The 15,290-nt window shown below is 50.6% G+C and carries 15 protein-coding genes; 2 read left to right on the forward strand and 13 right to left on the reverse strand.

Features of this window, described 5'->3' with window-relative positions; translation table 11 throughout:
* Positions 1-18: 18 nt before the first annotated feature.
* The 12 genes from pyk to ACWHYD_RS00875 all read right to left on the reverse strand — a co-directional run bounded on the left by pyk (position 19) and on the right by ACWHYD_RS00875 (position 12,102).
* Complete coding sequence (gene pyk / locus ACWHYD_RS00820; RefSeq protein WP_447964049.1) at positions 19-1,449, reverse strand: pyruvate kinase; 1,431 nt, start codon at positions 1,447-1,449, stop codon at positions 19-21.
* A gap of 214 nt (positions 1,450-1,663) precedes the next feature.
* Complete coding sequence (locus ACWHYD_RS00825; RefSeq protein ID WP_447964050.1) at positions 1,664-2,329, reverse strand: c-type cytochrome; 666 nt, start codon at positions 2,327-2,329, stop codon at positions 1,664-1,666.
* Positions 2,330-2,341: 12 nt separating this feature from the next.
* Positions 2,342-3,574, reverse strand: a complete 1,233-nt coding sequence (locus ACWHYD_RS00830; protein ID WP_447964051.1) for a molybdopterin-dependent oxidoreductase — start codon at positions 3,572-3,574, stop codon at positions 2,342-2,344.
* Positions 3,575-3,871: 297 nt separating this feature from the next.
* The gene (locus ACWHYD_RS00835; protein ID WP_447964052.1) at positions 3,872-4,279 is read right to left on the reverse strand and encodes a hypothetical protein; all 408 of its coding nucleotides are present in this window, start codon (positions 4,277-4,279) and stop codon (positions 3,872-3,874) included.
* A 332-nt stretch (positions 4,280-4,611) separates the two neighbouring features.
* Positions 4,612-5,079: a c-type cytochrome gene (locus ACWHYD_RS00840; RefSeq protein ID WP_447964053.1), complete on the reverse strand. Its 468-nt coding sequence runs from the start codon at positions 5,077-5,079 to the stop codon at positions 4,612-4,614.
* Between the two features lie 72 nt (positions 5,080-5,151).
* Positions 5,152-5,670 (reverse strand): DUF1264 domain-containing protein, encoded by a 519-nt coding sequence (locus tag ACWHYD_RS00845; protein ID WP_447964054.1) that lies wholly within the window; start codon positions 5,668-5,670, stop codon positions 5,152-5,154.
* 76 nt (positions 5,671-5,746) lie between these two features.
* On the reverse strand, positions 5,747-5,971 hold the full coding sequence (locus ACWHYD_RS00850; protein ID WP_447964055.1) for a hypothetical protein: 225 nt from the start codon (positions 5,969-5,971) through the stop codon (positions 5,747-5,749).
* The gene (locus ACWHYD_RS00855; RefSeq protein ID WP_447964056.1) at positions 5,968-6,555 is read right to left on the reverse strand and encodes a rhodanese-like domain-containing protein; all 588 of its coding nucleotides are present in this window, start codon (positions 6,553-6,555) and stop codon (positions 5,968-5,970) included. Before ACWHYD_RS00855 ends, ACWHYD_RS00850 begins: the two co-directional genes overlap by 4 nt.
* 19 nt (positions 6,556-6,574) lie before the next feature.
* Positions 6,575-8,005 (reverse strand): MBL fold metallo-hydrolase, encoded by a 1,431-nt coding sequence (locus ACWHYD_RS00860; protein WP_447964057.1) that lies wholly within the window; start codon positions 8,003-8,005, stop codon positions 6,575-6,577.
* Positions 8,006-8,273: 268 nt separating this feature from the next.
* On the reverse strand, positions 8,274-9,659 hold the full coding sequence (locus ACWHYD_RS00865) for a sigma-54 interaction domain-containing protein (RefSeq protein ID WP_447964058.1): 1,386 nt from the start codon (positions 9,657-9,659) through the stop codon (positions 8,274-8,276).
* Positions 9,660-9,834: 175 nt separating this feature from the next.
* Positions 9,835-11,598, reverse strand: a complete 1,764-nt coding sequence (locus tag ACWHYD_RS00870; RefSeq protein ID WP_447964059.1) for a hypothetical protein — start codon at positions 11,596-11,598, stop codon at positions 9,835-9,837.
* Between the two features lie 84 nt (positions 11,599-11,682).
* Positions 11,683-12,102, reverse strand: a complete 420-nt coding sequence (locus ACWHYD_RS00875; protein ID WP_447964060.1) for a cupredoxin domain-containing protein — start codon at positions 12,100-12,102, stop codon at positions 11,683-11,685.
* Between the two features lie 503 nt (positions 12,103-12,605).
* Between ACWHYD_RS00875 and ACWHYD_RS00880 the strand changes: the two genes are divergently transcribed.
* A complete protein-coding gene (locus tag ACWHYD_RS00880) occupies positions 12,606-12,794 on the forward strand; it encodes a hypothetical protein (protein WP_447964061.1) in 189 nt (62 codons plus the stop codon).
* A 390-nt stretch (positions 12,795-13,184) separates the two neighbouring features.
* Here the strand turns inward: ACWHYD_RS00880 and ACWHYD_RS00885 are convergent, their stop codons facing one another.
* Positions 13,185-13,391, reverse strand: a complete 207-nt coding sequence (locus ACWHYD_RS00885; protein WP_447964062.1) for a hypothetical protein — start codon at positions 13,389-13,391, stop codon at positions 13,185-13,187.
* Between the two features lie 379 nt (positions 13,392-13,770).
* Between ACWHYD_RS00885 and ACWHYD_RS00890 the strand changes: the two genes are divergently transcribed.
* On the forward strand, positions 13,771-15,240 hold the full coding sequence (locus tag ACWHYD_RS00890) for a protein adenylyltransferase SelO (RefSeq protein WP_447964063.1): 1,470 nt from the start codon (positions 13,771-13,773) through the stop codon (positions 15,238-15,240).
* Positions 15,241-15,290: the final 50 nt, after the last annotated feature.

Consider the following 15,290-nt stretch of genomic DNA (forward strand, 5'->3'; position numbering starts at 1 on the left):
TATTCTCCTTGCTCGACTTTAGACGACCACATGGGCTTTGATGATATTGGTTCCAAAGGCATTTCCCAATTGTTCTCCGGTGACGATGACAATGAGCCGGCTTTCCTGAAGTAGGCCGAGCCTTTTGAGGTGATCCTGGGCGGCATGAATTCGGTCATCGGTTTTATTGATTTGAGGAAATACACTTGAAGTCATGCCCCATACTAAAGCTAATTGACGGGTGACGGTTGGGGAGGGAGTCAATGCGAAAATCTTGACCGTCGGTCGATGGCGGGCCAATAGCATGGCTGTATGGCCGGACTCGGTGAAGACCACGATAGCTTGGGCATTAATGGATTTTGCAAGAGAGACGGCAGCTTCACAGACTGCTTCCGGAGTAGAACGCACGACTCCTTTGGGCGAATGGAGGTTTTGGCTTTTGCGGAACATTTCTTTTTCTGCTTGTCGAATAATCCGATCCATGACCTGGACCGCTTCCAAAGGAAAATTTCCCATTGAAGTTTCGGCCGACAACATGACGGCATCAGTCCCGTCCAGTACGGCGTTGGCCACATCCGAGGCTTCCGCGCGAGTGGGAAAAGCATTGCGAGTCATCGATTCCAGCATTTGTGTGGCGGTGATCACGGGCTTTCCCATACGATTGGCCTGTGCGATGATCTGCTTTTGCAGAAGCGGAACTTCTTCCGGGCTCATTTCCAGGGCCAGGTCTCCCCTAGCGACCATCACCCCGTCTGACGCATCCAGGATTTCATCAAGACATGTCAGGGCTTCAGGCCTTTCAATTTTGGCAATGAGAGGAATCACCGCTGATCGATCAGCCAAAGCCCTTTGGAGTGTGAGAATATCCTGCGGACTTCGAACAAACGAGAGGGCGATATAATCGGCTTCAATGTCGATGGCTACTTGAAGATCGTCGGCGTCTTTCTGCGTAAACCCCGGAATGTCGAGGGGGAGACCAGGGAAATTGACCCCTTTATGTGAGGTGACCTTGCCTCCCACCAGGACTTTGCAGATCAGTCTATTGGGTTCTTGCTTTTCCAGGGTGAGGGCCAGGTTTCCGTCATCAATGAGGACGATTTGACCTGGCTCCATTCGATCCGAGAAATGAGAAAGATTGACCGGCAGCGTTTCCTCCGATTCGTTTTGCCTTGAGCTTTGATCCGACTTCGCAACCAGTATAATATCCCGGCCTTTCTGCAAGAGGGTTCCTTCGTCCGGGAGTTTCCCCAGGCGGATTTTTGGACCTGCCAAATCTACAAGGATGGCCAGTGGCGTCTTTTCCTCAAGAGCAAGGCATCGCAGTCGTTGGATCGTGGTTTTGTGCCATTCCGCGGTTCCATGAGACATATTGAACCTGGCGACATTGATCCCGGCATGCAGGAGTTGTTTCAAGCATTCTTGGGAGGCAGTGGCAGGGCCAATCGTGGCTACAATTTTTACATGGCGCATGGGTATGGGATCTCCAAATTGGCTAAGGTGACGCTAACAGACATTGGCGAGAGAAGCGGAAGATTTTATGGGAACAACCGTCAATATTCCCCGGAGGTTTTCGGGCCTCACGGAGCTACGAACGGGAAGCACCCGCATGAAAAGAGAAATCCAAGGAATGGATTTGGTTGCTGATGGAATGGCCTCTGAGTCAGGCTCGAAGGATTCATCGGTGTTATGGTGTTAAGGTTCGAAGAAATGATAGGAGATGATTCAGCTCTTGTGGATTCAGATCGTGTTCCCAGGCTGGCATGGCCGTACCCGGGCGTCCTTTTCGGAGCGTATCAAGGATGGTTTTGTCCGATTGCTTACCTAATAAGGTGAGGTTGGCTGCTGGAGGAACCAAGACCGGTCCGATGGGGCCGTCTCCCTTGCCACCTGGTCCATGGCAGGTGACGCAATGTCGTTCATAAAGGGATTTTCCTTTTTGGGAATCGCCAGATTGAATGGAGGATTGACCGGGTGTGTCTGTCTGGTCGTCCCGCTGAGCGGGAGGCGCAGAAGGTGAAGGCTGGAGTGAATTTTGCGTCACCAAATAGTCGACCAATTGAGCCATGTCCTCATTCGGGATTGGACAGCCAAATGATTCTTTCATTTTGTTGACGATTTCCATCCATTGCCCATGGGGATGAGGTGGTTGCATATACACATACTCTGCCGAATGGCACATCAAACAGTACCGGCTGGCGAGTTCACTCCCGGAACCGGGTTGAAACGATATCGGATCAGGAGGAAGATTAAGAATGGATACCTGCTGATCCCTGTTTTCGCCATTGGCCGGAAGCTCCCACGCTAGTCCTGAAATCCACAGAAACACTACAACGACCATGCAAACACGCATCACGGGTTGTCCTCAGCTGGCTTGAATGTTCACTGTTTCGATCACATTACGAAGATATCCGTTTGGATTCCATCGGGCACCAAATCGCTGTGATTCTCCAATCCGATTGATGGCCAATGATTGAAGTGCATACGCCTGTCCAGGTTTCGGAATAAATTTCGCTTCCCAGGGACGGAAGCTGAAATCTCCATAATCCTTTCCTAATCGCGCTGATAGCCATTGTTGTCCTCCATCCACAGAGACTAATACGCGATCAATGCCATAGCCCTGGTCAAAGGCGATGCCTTTAATGGTGCAAGATTCCCCTCCCGGAATGGTTCGACCCTCTTCCAGATTCGTGATAAAGGAGCGAACGGGCATTTTGCCAATGGGCACGGTATCGGTTAAGGCCTCTCCTGGTTTCACGCAATGACAAGGATTAGCCGGCAGGCGATAGGCTTGGGTCGTCCAAAAATTTTGATCGGCCTCATTGAGCACTTCAATATCATTCAGCATCTTCACCCAATAAGTGGCATACCATCCAGGCGCCACGAGGCGAAGGGGAAAGCCGTTCAGCATGGGGAGTGCCTCCCCGTTCATGGAGTGAGCGATCAACACCTCTTCCTGCAGGGCATCATCAAGCCTCAGCGATTTTCGTAAGTCAGGCGTGGCTTGTGCGACCGGTTGGTCCAGCCCATCGAACCTCACCTGTACTGCATCACCTTCTATTCCTGCCTTGAGAAGGAGATCACGAAGTCTGATTCCCTTCCAGTTGGCATTTCCCATCGCCCCATTTCCCCATTGTCCGCCGGGTACCCGTGGTTGAAAAAACCCGCGACTATTTCCGGCACATTGGGCGACGGCCGCAATTTCAACTTGTTCAAATTGGGTTTGTAATTCATGAAGGCTTAAGGATAGTGGGTGATTGACTCGACCGCGAATAGTCAGCCGGAAGCCGTTCATGTCAATTTTCTGAGGGATATTGGCAAGATGCCAGCGAACAAAAAACGCATCATTTGGCGTAAAGATGTCCTCATTAAAAATATGAAATGGAGTTTCCAATTGGGGAGGTCTTGTGGTCATCACCATGAGTGGCCGCTTCTGTGGAAAAGCGACCAAGGGCCGGCGACCTCGCTCGAAAGGAAGGGTGACGGTCGGGGAATCCTTGGCCCAAAGGCCTTTGGGAGTCAGTAGGCCTGTCAATCCAAGAGCCAGGCTTCCCTGCAATAATTGGCGACGGCCTATTCCCGGTTTTTTCTCATTCATAGGTCAATCTACCTTGTCATTTTCCAATAGAAACCAGAATGCCTGCCCTTCTAGAGGCCAGGCCTTTATCTGAATGTACGGATAGAATAAATACCTACCCTCTCCGCTCCTCAGAATATTCCAGAAAGCGCTATAAGGTCCGTTCCTGGTTTTCCATTTTAATAATCCCATGCCGTTGATTCTTATGCAGAATATTCATCTGAAATGGAATTGTTTTGGGGGGCTAAAGCCCTAGATGACCTATCGACGAACCGATGGATAGTTGAGGGAGAAGACCCTGCTGCCATCGCCGTTTGGCTAGCAAGTTTGCCCGTTAAAGACACAAGGCTTATAACGGCTCACATCAAAATCGGTTTCCTCTTGATAGACCTGTTCGTTTCCGTTGACACCATCGACAAACGGGTCATTCCACATCGTATGGTTCCACCAATAAAAAACGGGAAATTCTAACGTGTAGTACACCGGATTTCCGTAGGTGCTTCGGACATGTCGTTCGACCGTTCGTCCCGTAATGTAATCGGCTTTCCCATTCCCTTTTAAGGAATACAGGGACAGCAGCATGAGGGCTTCCTGATCGTAGATTTCATCGATGCGCGTACTTTCGTCGGGTTCTATGGGCAAGGCTAAGGTCGTTGAGGGGGAGGGAGATTCGACTGAGGTGAACGCTAACCAGGTTGCAAGAACAACTAGAGGCATAACCGTCATAAGCCAAGTCCTCCTTCCTAGATGTGGTTCGGAATATGGCCTCAGGAAAAGGCCATGCTCGCGTACGGAACAAATTAGGGTTGAACAACCGCAAGGCCATGCGGATCCGCTGTTTCACTTCCCTCCGCGATATTGGTGAGAGGGGTAATATCTATCAACTCACCGGCTTATCCGGCATGTAACACTTTGATCATCGCCACTCCAGGCGTGGCCTCTTATCGCATATTGACATTCTTAAGATGTCCGGTCAACGGATTCGGAACCTAAATGGCCACAAACGCCTCGTGGTGAGCGATAGAAAACTTACTGAGGTCGATGGCCGTATCATTGTTTTATTCTTTTCTCGATTCTACCCCATTGCCAAATGATCTCACATACAATATCACATACCAAGCCTCTTCTTCAGTCAACACCAGGGGGATGAAGGAGGCCATAGCAGTCCCCTGGCTGCCGTTTTGCAATATCCAAAAGAGTTCCCCATCGGTGCGAGCTGCCTGCCAGGTTTTATCCGTAAAATTCCGGGGAAGTTTTCCTCTTAATCCAGGTATATCTCCCAGGCCTTTTCCGTCTGGTCCATGACAGGTGACACAAAAGGCTTTGCCGTGAAAAATGTGTTTGCCCTTCTCAATATTCTCAGGAGTGGAGGGAAATGGATTTTCCCACGATCGCGCTTCGGCTATCTGATCCTGAGGTACCCGAGGCTTTAACACTTCAAGATCAGCCGCCTCACTTGGAAAAGCCCAGAGAATTTGAAAAATGAAAAACCCCACCAGGAGCCTTCCCAATTTCCGACGTATCACAAGCGCTCCTTAAAATAATGAGTTTGTAAAAATACAGGGAGAGCAACAGACCGCTCTCCCTGTGAGGTTAGATTATTCTGTTCGGAAGACGTGACCAAGCGAGGTTGGTATCGAGACGGCCCCATCTGGAACCACCTGATGCTTGCCCCAGAGGTGGAAGATGACTCCATCAGTTTTCCCAGCCGCTTCTGCCAGTGCTTTGACTTTGGCAGGGTCTTCAACATCGAGAATTTGCACGCGACCGGTATCGATTTCGACTTGATGATCATGAAAGGCCCGATTCCACTGAATCAGGGGGACATTTTTGCGTGCGAGGTCTTTGGCAATAAAATATTCAATGGCCACCAGTTTGGCATTAGGATCGGTGGACTCATATAACTGACATTGCAACAGTTCATCCGAAATGCCCTTACAGTAATGATGGTACGGTCCTCCCACTGTCCCATCCGCCATCATATGCGGGGCCTGGATGTGAATATCATAGCCATCTGTCGGGCTTTTTCCCTCACTCATGGCTGGAGTGGTCATCCACCCCATGGCCAAAAGGCTAAAACCCCCCAACATCAAAACGGAACGAATTAAATGGTGCATAGCAACCTCCTTGTGATTAAGGTGTGACAGACCTGACTGAATTCCAGGTTAGGGCCTGGGCAAAACTATAGACGTCCTATCGTGTAATAGCTAATGGGGTTCTATTGTTTGTCCAACTTGTGGATTTTGAATGTTGCATGATCCCTTTCGCTTTTTGTGTCGTCCGGTTTTGGAGAATCATGGGATCAAACGATTCGCCGCAATTAACGCATCGCCATATGGGCAACACATATACAGCTTCTTCCGGGTTATAGACTTGATCACTCATCAATAATCCTTCACATCGTGGACAATTCATCATGAATCTCCTTTCTTGCCTATATTTTTCGAGGAATTTCCAATTCGGTTCATGGGTAGCTTGGCTAACAGCATACCCATTAAACACGAATCGGTTAATCCCGCGTGCAGGAGCCCGGCTCCAACCAAGGCGGGGATGAAAAAGAATCCACTGTGAACCGTGAAGCCAAAGGCTACCCCTGCCAGAATCACCCCACCTGCAATGGCTCGAACCTGTCCTTCAAGTGAAATTCGTTGTTGTCCCCGGACAACAGGCTTGCCCTGATTAACCCAGGCGGTAATGCCTCCTTGCAGAATTTCACAATTCGTCAGACCATGGTTGGTCAAATATTCGTAGGCAATCTTCACACGGTTCTGTGTTCGGCACAGTAACCTGATGGGGTGTTCACGAGAGAGAGTCTGTAGTTCCTCTACATAGGTATGGAGGTCTGGCAGAGGAATATTTCGAGAACCTGAAATGTGCATACCTTCAAATTCTTGCGGAGTCCTGACATCAATATAAATAGGGTCGTTCAACGAAAGAGGCGATACCTGATTTTTGTGATCCATTCCCGATTTTGGTTTTTGATCTAAGAGCATCATATTCATCTTGTATTGTCCTTTACGGCTATTTCGCGCATGCGGCGGTATTTTCGTGTTGAACTTTGTGGCGTGGATGCCCCCATGTGGTGAGCCAGGCGTCATGCCCGCCGATAAGATCCATCGCCTGGGTTCGTCCGGCTTGTTCCAAAATCCCTATGGCGGTGGATGATCGATAACCACTGGCACAGTGGACCACTACAGGGGTATCCGCAGAGATGTCCTGAAGATGTTCGGCCAGGTGAGGTAAGGGGATATTGATGCTTCGATCAATATGCCCTGCCTGCCACTCTTTTTCCGATCTGACGTCGACAACCATTGGTGGTTGGGAGGTGGGCAATAGTTCTGCAAGTCCCTGAGCAGAGATGCGTTGGACTTTTTGGATAATATCGGGGTTTACCTCAAGGGATTGCATTCCACCCTTCAGATAGCCCAGGACCCGGTCAAACCCAATGCGGCCTAATCGTTGAATCGCCTCCTTTTCATGTCCAGGCTCGGCAATGATGACGATGGAGCGTTTGGGGTCCAGGACCGTCCCGGCCCATGTCGCAAATTTTCCTCCTAATCCAATATTGAGACTCCCCTTCAGGTGGCCTCCGGCATATTCAACGGCATTTCGGACATCAAGGACTTGAGTCCCACTTTTCTGGTGATCCAACACCGTTTGAAGAGAAAGTGGCGTAAGGCTGTTCCGTACCACATCATCCAGAACGGGGTGCTGTTCCCTATTCAGCTTGGCATCATATCCAAAGTACGAAGGGGCTTCAGGTTGGTCGGCCGTGACCAATTCCACAAATTTTTCTTTTGTCATAGGTTGAAGCGCATAGTTTTCCCAACGTTGTCTGCCCAATGTGGACACCGTGTCACTGCTTAAATTTTTCCCGCACATAGATCCCGCTCCGTGTGCCGGATAGACCAGCGTTTCATCCGGAAGGCGCATGAGAGTATTTCGGAGCGAATCGAATAATTGGCCCCCTAATTCTTCGGCAGTCACGCCAATGGAGGCCATAAGATCCGGCCTACCGACATCGCCAATAAACAGGGTATCTCCTGTCAGCACACAGTGTGGATGATCGGCGCTCCTGCTCAGGTCGTAGACGGCAAGTGAAATACTTTCAGGGGTATGTCCTGGGGTTTCCAGCACCTGAATGCGCACCGATCCAAACTCAAGCACCTCTTTGTCCCGAAAATTTCGAATGGGGAAGTCGGTTTTGGCTTTGGCGCCAAGACAGATCTCAGCACCCGTTTGTCGTTGCAGTTCAAGGTGCCCGGCTAGAAAGTCCGCATGAAAGTGAGTAAGAAACACATACCGAATCTTCCAATCGTGACGTCGGGCCTCCTGAAGATATTGCTCGACGTCCCTTTGAGGATCTACGACCACAGCGGTTGAGGTTTTGTGATCGCCAATCATGTAAGACGCATGAGCTAAACAACTCAAATAAAATTGTTTCACAATCATGATTGATACCCTCCCCTCCTTCTTGAAAAGGAGCATTGGTCGAAAGCGACTGAGCTCGTTTCGAAATATTCTTTTAAGGTTCTGTCCATGCAACATAGTTAAGCATGGATTGTGCCAGATTGTTTTTCTGTAGCCGTATTTGAAAATTTCAAACAAAAACAATGGATAATGGAAAGACTACGACAGGTCAAATCCGAGTGATGGTCTTAAAATTAATATGGACTGAACAGAATGTGTTAACTGTTAAGTTAACATGTTAACGGATGGGTTATGCGTGTGGAGGGGACTGAAGCTGTTTGATTTTCTTCCAAAGGGTGACCCGGCTCACTCCCAGTAGCTTGGCGGCCTCCGTTTTATTGCCCTTGGTCTGTTGGAGGGCTCCAGCAATGCGAGCTTCCTCATCGGGTGGAAGGGAAGGCTCTACTTGGGAAGAGAGAGGTTTGAGACTTTTAGATCGTGGGGGACGTTGGACTTCGGAAGGAAGATCCCACAGGGTGAGGCAATCACCATTGACGGTGACGAAGGCATGTTCGATCGCATTTTTTAATTCGCGGACATTGCCGGGCCAGTTATAGTCAATTAATCGTTGAAGAGCATCCTGGGCTATATCTCCTATTTCGCGACGAAACGTCTTAGAACTGGCCGACATGAAATGGTGAACCAGTAGAGGAATATCTTCTCGTCTGGCTCGCAAAGGCGGGAGGGTAATCTCGAACACATGAATCCGATAATAAAAATCTTCCCGAACCGTGCCTTCCGCCATAAGGACTTTCAAGTCTCTATTGGTGGCCGTAATGAGTCGAACATCGACCTGCATGCCCCGATCATCTCCAACCCGGCGAATCTCGTTTTCCTGCAGGACTCTGAGTAATTTCAACTGCAGGAGAGGGCTGGTATCTCCGATTTCATCTAAGAATAATGTGCCACCGCCGGCGGCTTGAAAGACGCCGATTTTATCGCGTATGGCCCCGGTAAATGCCCCCTTCACATGCCCGAAAAGTTCGCTTTCAAGCAAGGTTTCAGGAATGGCTGAGCAATTAATGGCGAAGAACGGTTTATCTTTTCGATCACTCAGGGTGTGAATGGCTCGGGCCGCCAGTTCTTTTCCGGTCCCGGATTCCCCGGTGAGCAGCACCGTGACATCGCTTTGTGCGGCCAGGCGGAGGCGGCGAAACACTTCTTGCATTGCAGGGCTTTTGCCGATGAGCTGTTGAAAGGACTCACGGGATTTCGCCTGTTCCTCAAGCACGGCAATTTTTTGATTATTTAAAATAAATGAAGTGAGGTCGGTAAAGGTCCCCACAGCACCTCCGACCTGACCTTGTTCATCTCGGATGATCGAGACATTGCCGAAGAGGTAGAGTTCTCGTCCGTCTTTCCCCAGAACTTTGCATTCCTGATTACAGATGCCCCAAGGATACGGGGTCGGGTTCTCCAGGAATTCCGTTAGGACGCGAAAGCCCTTACAATTTTGACCTTCTAATATATGACAGGATTTCCCCAGGATATCCTGACTGGAATATCCCGTAATCCGAGCAGCCCCGGTGCTCCAGGCGACAATGTGACCCTTGGCATCGACGGTGAACAGGCCATCGGCCATGACGTCGAGCATGTTATTCAAGATAGCGGGATTTTTTCGGAAATCTAGCTCCATGGGAAGTGATTTAAAGAAGAGGTTCCCGGGAGAGAGGGACCGTGTTGAAAAGAAGAGGGAAGGTGAACCAATAAGGCTGGAGAACGTTCATTGAGGCAATGCGATTCTCCAGCCTATTGTGGTCGTCAGTTTGTCCGGGACACCGCATGTGAAAATTTCATGAGGCCGCTCTCACCTATTTTGCAGGATCTAGTTGTGCGGCCAGCAATGATTTGAAGGCGGGATCATTCTCGACTAGCCCCTTCAGCGTATCATTGTGCAACATATACGCCCAGCTTTGAGGGCTTGAGCCGGGAGTTTTTTCAAACCAGTCACGGGCTTGTTGTAGTAGACCCAACATCGCCTGATTGTCACGAGGTACGTGAAACGCCAGGCTATAGGCCATCGCATAGACTGCCGTAAATTTGTTGAGCGGATCTTCCGTGAGTTCGAACGCTTTTTGAGCTGCCTCATAGCCTTTCTGAATGTCTGGATCGTCAAAGTGCCGGTTCCAGGCCACTTTCCCAATCCGGGCCCACGCCAATTCCAAGAGCACCTGGGCGCGAAGTTCGTCCTGGTCGGCTGGGATTTCACTCAGTAATTCCTGTGGAGCGGACAGGGCCGCCATTTGGTCGTTCGTCCATCGGTAGGTAGAGGACAGGCGAATGCGGTTGTTGAAATCACCGGGCTCCAGGGAGGCTAAGGCCTCCATCACGGGAATCATTCGATAGAGAAAATCGGCAGGCATCGGCTCAGCCTTCCCGCCCATTTCCATTCCCAGGGACATATCAAACCGGTCGGTTTGGGATTGCACTGTCCAATAGAGTTCGTTAAACCGTTGGGCCAGTCGCTCGTCACCCAATTGAAGGCCGTTCAAACGACTTCCATAATCGAGAAACCCTTTGTACAGTTGATCTGAAAAAACTTCGAGGGTAGGGATGTGAGTTGGACCAATCATCAAAATCCGGTTCAACCTCATGATGGATTCGAGTCTGGTGAGGGCTGCCTGTGCCTGCTGAATCCCTTTTTGTATGGTCTCCATGCTTTCCGGGAGGCCAAACCATTCTGCTGAGCGAGGCATAAATCCACCTGGATCCACCACAAATGGAATGGTTGTGCCATGCGGGCCATCAAGAATCAAATCCAGCACGGCACGGTCCGTGGGAAATCCCAATCGCTTAAGATCTGAAAGCACGACCCATTTCACGTTGACGGATTTCACCACCCGCTGAGCCTTTTTATAAGGCACTGCCCAATCCTCGGCTCCCGGGGCATTGGCAATGGGTGCCGTCAAGGCATTCGGGTAGGACACTCTTGTGGTCAGAAAGGCGGTGGGTGTGGCGAGGACTCCGGTTTCATCCGGCGAAGGAAACGAGGCATGGGGCAAGGCACCCGATTCCACGGTCTCAATGACAAATGGCGTAGTTGGTTCCTGAACTGCAATGGCCTGCATGACAAAAAACGACGGAGCCAATTGTTGGTGGAGAGTCTCCGCAATATAGAATCGTTCGAAGTCTGAAAAATCAACTAATTTCCCCAGTCCAGGCCACACATTATCCAATGCCCGGTCGTGTTGTTGAATGACTCGTTGGTGGGCCTCCTGCCGACGCTGTTCACACCATTCATAGATAGGGTTTGACGGGTCTGGAAAGTTCCCGTCTGAGAACAACTGCTGTTGGGCCATCTGATGTAAGCACACAAAATCCCGTTGGCCTGCTGCGACTCGATCGCCGTTTCCTACCGCATTGGCAAATTCCCGAACGGTGGTGAGCAGGGCCTCGTCATCGACGGATGTTGGTTCGGCCGCCCACACAGGAGTGAAGGCTAACAGCGAGGAACAGCACAGGAGGCCTGCCCATTTGAGCCTAGACCACATCCGGCGAACAGGGGACCCGGGGCGATGATCTGCCGCAGGTTGCAGGGTATCTGTCATAATTGGTTGAAGGCGAACAATATTCATGGAACCAAACTCCTCCTCACAAACATGCTTGGTTAATGATTTTGTGTACGAGTAGAAAGGGGAATGTCCCTCATGCCCAGGTGGCTAATCTACCATACTCTCGTTCTTGTGTACCACGATGGTACCCCGCATCACATGGCCCGGTAAATCGCAAAAATATGGGAACGTACCGGGATGAGATGGGATAAAGACAATGTCTGTTTGGCCTCGGGTGGGAAGCAAAACGCGGCTGAGTCCTTCTTTGGAAAACTGTGGGGCACCACTTCCGCTGACATTCAAGTGGATATCTGTCAGTAGGCCGACCGGCAGAAATGCATGCAGTTCCGTATCCGAATTTTTGAGGACCAGCCGGGTTTTTTGCCCCACGGTGAGTGAAAGGCTGTTGGGGTTGAATTCCCGAGATTTAATATTGATAGTCACAACTGTTTCTTCGGTATCATCGGCAGGAGCGAGACCGACCGGCGTGGCTCCCCTCACTAGGGCCAAGTCTAGGGGTGCAAACACCGTGAGACTCAGCATCAGAAGACAGGTCTGAAAAAATCTGAACGAGGGCAGGGGGAACATCATAATGAAGGCATTATACCGGCTAGGGGGCTGTTGAAAAAAGCCGCCAGCGGCGTTCTCGCCATTTTTCCGCACTCACGTACTCGAAGTACGCTCTGCGCGAAAAAATGCCTGCGGCCTTCCGTCTGACATGACTCAGGGCAGGCCTGAAGGAACCCTTCGAAAGGCTCAGCGCAGGTTTTTTGGGACCGCCCCGAGGTCTTACATAGGCACCGTGCCTGTGGGTTAATAGGCCCTTGGAAATTATTATTATTTACCACTCAGGTTAGCGATTCCGGCGCGAAACGAGCAGAATGAATGGTTAGGCAATCCCTGGGAAAAATTTGGTACAGCCGTAAGTGGAAATATGTATAAAAGGAATAAAATTCGGAAGGTGAGAGAAAATATCAAGATCCTGCGGGAACTACCGAAAAAATGAGAATACATCTGGAGAACGATCCACTGTGCATCTCATTGAGTTTTTTATCGGTTCCGACCCCCTTTCGATAGGCATAGCGCTCGTGTTGGTCCTGAGCGTGTTGGCGTATGGATGGTATGAGGTCCGTCGAACCGCCCGCCTCCCTCATATCGGGACGGTCCTGATCAAAAATCGATTAAAGACGACCAGCAAATTCCCAACTCCTCGCCGATAAGCAACTTTCCCCGGTTTTCTCGATCCCCGTCCGCAAGACGGCACTCCGACAAAGCGCAGCTGTTGAGATTCCCATGTGCTGGCTGTTGAAAAAAAGGCGCCAGCGGCGTTCTCGCCATGTTTCCGTGCTCACGTACTGGAAGTACGCTCTGCGCGCAAAAATGACCGCGGCTTTGCTGGAGGAACCCTTCGAAGGCTCAGGGCATGCTTTTTGAACCGCCTCCGAGGGCTCTGATATGCAACGTGCCTGTGGGTCAATAGGCCCTTGGAAAATATTATTATTCAACACTCCCATATTGGCAGCCGTGAGGCATATCTGTTCCCCGGCTGGAGAACACACTCCTGGCATCCTGCCCACCCGGGTCTCAGCATCAGGAAGAGTGAACGCTGGTTAGAAGGAGGCTGATGAGGAGGAGAGAGTGGCGGTTGAAAGAGGGCGATGAGCAAGGTTTCGCGTGAAAGCCTGACGCAGGAGGAGCCCATGGTCGTGGCAGATCCCGTGGGATTCCGGCTCATTCATCTCCCCGGACTCTCCCGGGTTCCTTCCAAGTATTCCAGTTTTGCCTTCCTGTCGACACCATGCACAGATCAGAATCATGCCATCTCCTTTTCTTTTTCGTGGGTCTAACAAAAAATTTGCGCACCCAATAATCATAAGCTTCTCAGCTTTGAGACTTCTGCACTCTGACAAAAGCAATAATTGAACCTAAAAAGGCATTAGCTTTAATGTATTGTATATATTGATGTTTTTCGATTTCCACTGAAATCAAAAAAATGGTTGTTGAGAATATAACACACACAGTTGAATCGAAAGAGATACGGAGTTGAGCCACACGTTTGGAGCTCACACCGATGTGGCATTTCATGCCGAGTGGTCTATAGGTTTTCGCGGTCAGCGGTGAATTTTCAAATGGCTCAAATGGATAAAAGGATGTTTGTGGTTGCTCGACCTCGCCTAGGTCACGGATAATGAAGTTATGGCTAAATTAGAACATCTCAATTTTCAGAACACCTATGCGGGCCTGCCTGACGTGTTTCATGAGCGGGTCAAGCCAACGCCTTTTCCAAATCCTTACCTTGTGAGCGTGAATCCGGCAGCAGCCGAATTACTCGAAATTGATCCCACGGAATGGACCCGTCCGGAGTTTGCAGAATACTTCTGCGGGGCCAAGCTGTTGCCTGGGAGCGATCCCATTGCCATGTTGTATTCGGGGCATCAATTCGGACATTACGTGCCGCAGCTCGGCGACGGGCGGGCCATCATGCTGGGCGAGGTGCGCAATCAAAAAGGGGAGCGGTGGGAGTTGCAATTAAAGGGCGCAGGGCTGACGCGATTCTCACGTGATGGCGATGGTCGTGCAGTGATGCGTTCGACTATTCGGGAATATCTCTGTGGCGAAGCCATGCATGGGTTAGGGATTCCCACAACTCGCAGTTTATGTATTGTGGCCGGGGAAGAAGTGGTTTGGCGGGAAACACCAGAACCGGGGGCGATGCTGCTCCGGATGGCGCCGACCCATGTGCGGTTTGGCAGTTTTGAGGTGTTTTACTATCGCCGTCAATTCGAATATCTGAAAACGCTGGCAGACTATGTCATCGAATATCATTATCCGCATTTGGAAGAAGCAGAGAATCCCTATGCCAGGCTGGTGCATGAAGTCGCGGTTCGCACCGGACATCTCGTGGCTCAATGGCAAGCCGTGGGGTGGGCCCATGGTGTCCTGAATACCGATAACATGTCCATACTCGGGTTGACGATGGATTACGGCCCCTTCGGGTTCATGGAAGGCTTTGATCCAACGTTTATCTGCAATCATTCAGACCATCATGGGCGGTATTCATTCCAGAACCAACCCGACATCGGCTATTGGAATATTCGGGCGCTGGCGCGGGCCTTGTCACCGTTCGTGGAAGAAGCCGACGTCAATGCCACTCCGGCAGTCTATGAAAAGGCGATGACGGGAAAATATGCCGAACTGATGCGGGCTAAACTCGGTCTGGTCGAATCGCATGCGGGAGACGACAAACTCGTGACCGATCTGTTGAACCTCATGGATTCGAGCCGGGCGGATTACACGACCCTGTTCCGTACCTTGGGTACCGTTCGCCAGGAGAGTCCCACGGTACCCTCCGAACTACGGGACCAGTTCCTCCACCGAGAACCCTTTGATGATTGGACCGCACGGTATCGGGAACGGCTTCGAGCTGAAAAAAGCGACGATGAGAAACGCCAAGTCAGAATGGATCAGCTGAACCCCAAGTACATCCTCCGAAACCATCTCGCGCAAAGGGCCATTACCCAAGCCGTTCAGCAGAAGGACTATTCGGAAATAGACCGGTTGTTGAAACTCCTGAGTGATCCCTTTACCGAACAACCCGGCATGGAAGTCTATGCCCTGCCTCCGCCTCCCGGCGAACCATCGATTATCGTCTCGTGCTCTTCGTAAACAATTTAGCGAAAAACAGTAGAAAACCTGATCGGGGAGTTCCACTCGTC

It is taken from the genome of Nitrospira sp. Ecomares 2.1, from assembly GCF_965152585.1.

What these genes read in the sequence shown, in the direction of transcription:
- pyk (WP_447964049.1), bottom strand. Translation starts at nt 1,449, where the DNA reads ATGCGCCATGTAAAAATTGTAGCCACGATTGGCCCTGCCACTGCCTCC.
- ACWHYD_RS00825 (WP_447964050.1), bottom strand. Translation starts at nt 2,329, where the DNA reads ATGCGTGTTTGCATGGTCGTTGTAGTGTTTCTGTGGATTTCAGGACTA.
- ACWHYD_RS00830 (WP_447964051.1), bottom strand. Translation starts at nt 3,574, where the DNA reads ATGAATGAGAAAAAACCGGGAATAGGCCGTCGCCAATTATTGCAGGGA.
- ACWHYD_RS00835 (WP_447964052.1), bottom strand. Translation starts at nt 4,279, where the DNA reads ATGACGGTTATGCCTCTAGTTGTTCTTGCAACCTGGTTAGCGTTCACC.
- ACWHYD_RS00845 (WP_447964054.1), bottom strand. Translation starts at nt 5,670, where the DNA reads ATGCACCATTTAATTCGTTCCGTTTTGATGTTGGGGGGTTTTAGCCTT.
- ACWHYD_RS00850 (WP_447964055.1), bottom strand. Translation starts at nt 5,971, where the DNA reads ATGATGAATTGTCCACGATGTGAAGGATTATTGATGAGTGATCAAGTC.
- ACWHYD_RS00855 (WP_447964056.1), bottom strand. Translation starts at nt 6,555, where the DNA reads ATGAATATGATGCTCTTAGATCAAAAACCAAAATCGGGAATGGATCAC.
- ACWHYD_RS00860 (WP_447964057.1), bottom strand. Translation starts at nt 8,005, where the DNA reads ATGATTGTGAAACAATTTTATTTGAGTTGTTTAGCTCATGCGTCTTAC.
- ACWHYD_RS00865 (WP_447964058.1), bottom strand. Translation starts at nt 9,659, where the DNA reads ATGGAGCTAGATTTCCGAAAAAATCCCGCTATCTTGAATAACATGCTC.
- ACWHYD_RS00870 (WP_447964059.1), bottom strand. Translation starts at nt 11,598, where the DNA reads ATGAATATTGTTCGCCTTCAACCAATTATGACAGATACCCTGCAACCT.
- ACWHYD_RS00885 (WP_447964062.1), bottom strand. Translation starts at nt 13,391, where the DNA reads ATGATTCTGATCTGTGCATGGTGTCGACAGGAAGGCAAAACTGGAATA.
- ACWHYD_RS00890 (WP_447964063.1), top strand. Translation starts at nt 13,771, where the DNA reads ATGGCTAAATTAGAACATCTCAATTTTCAGAACACCTATGCGGGCCTG.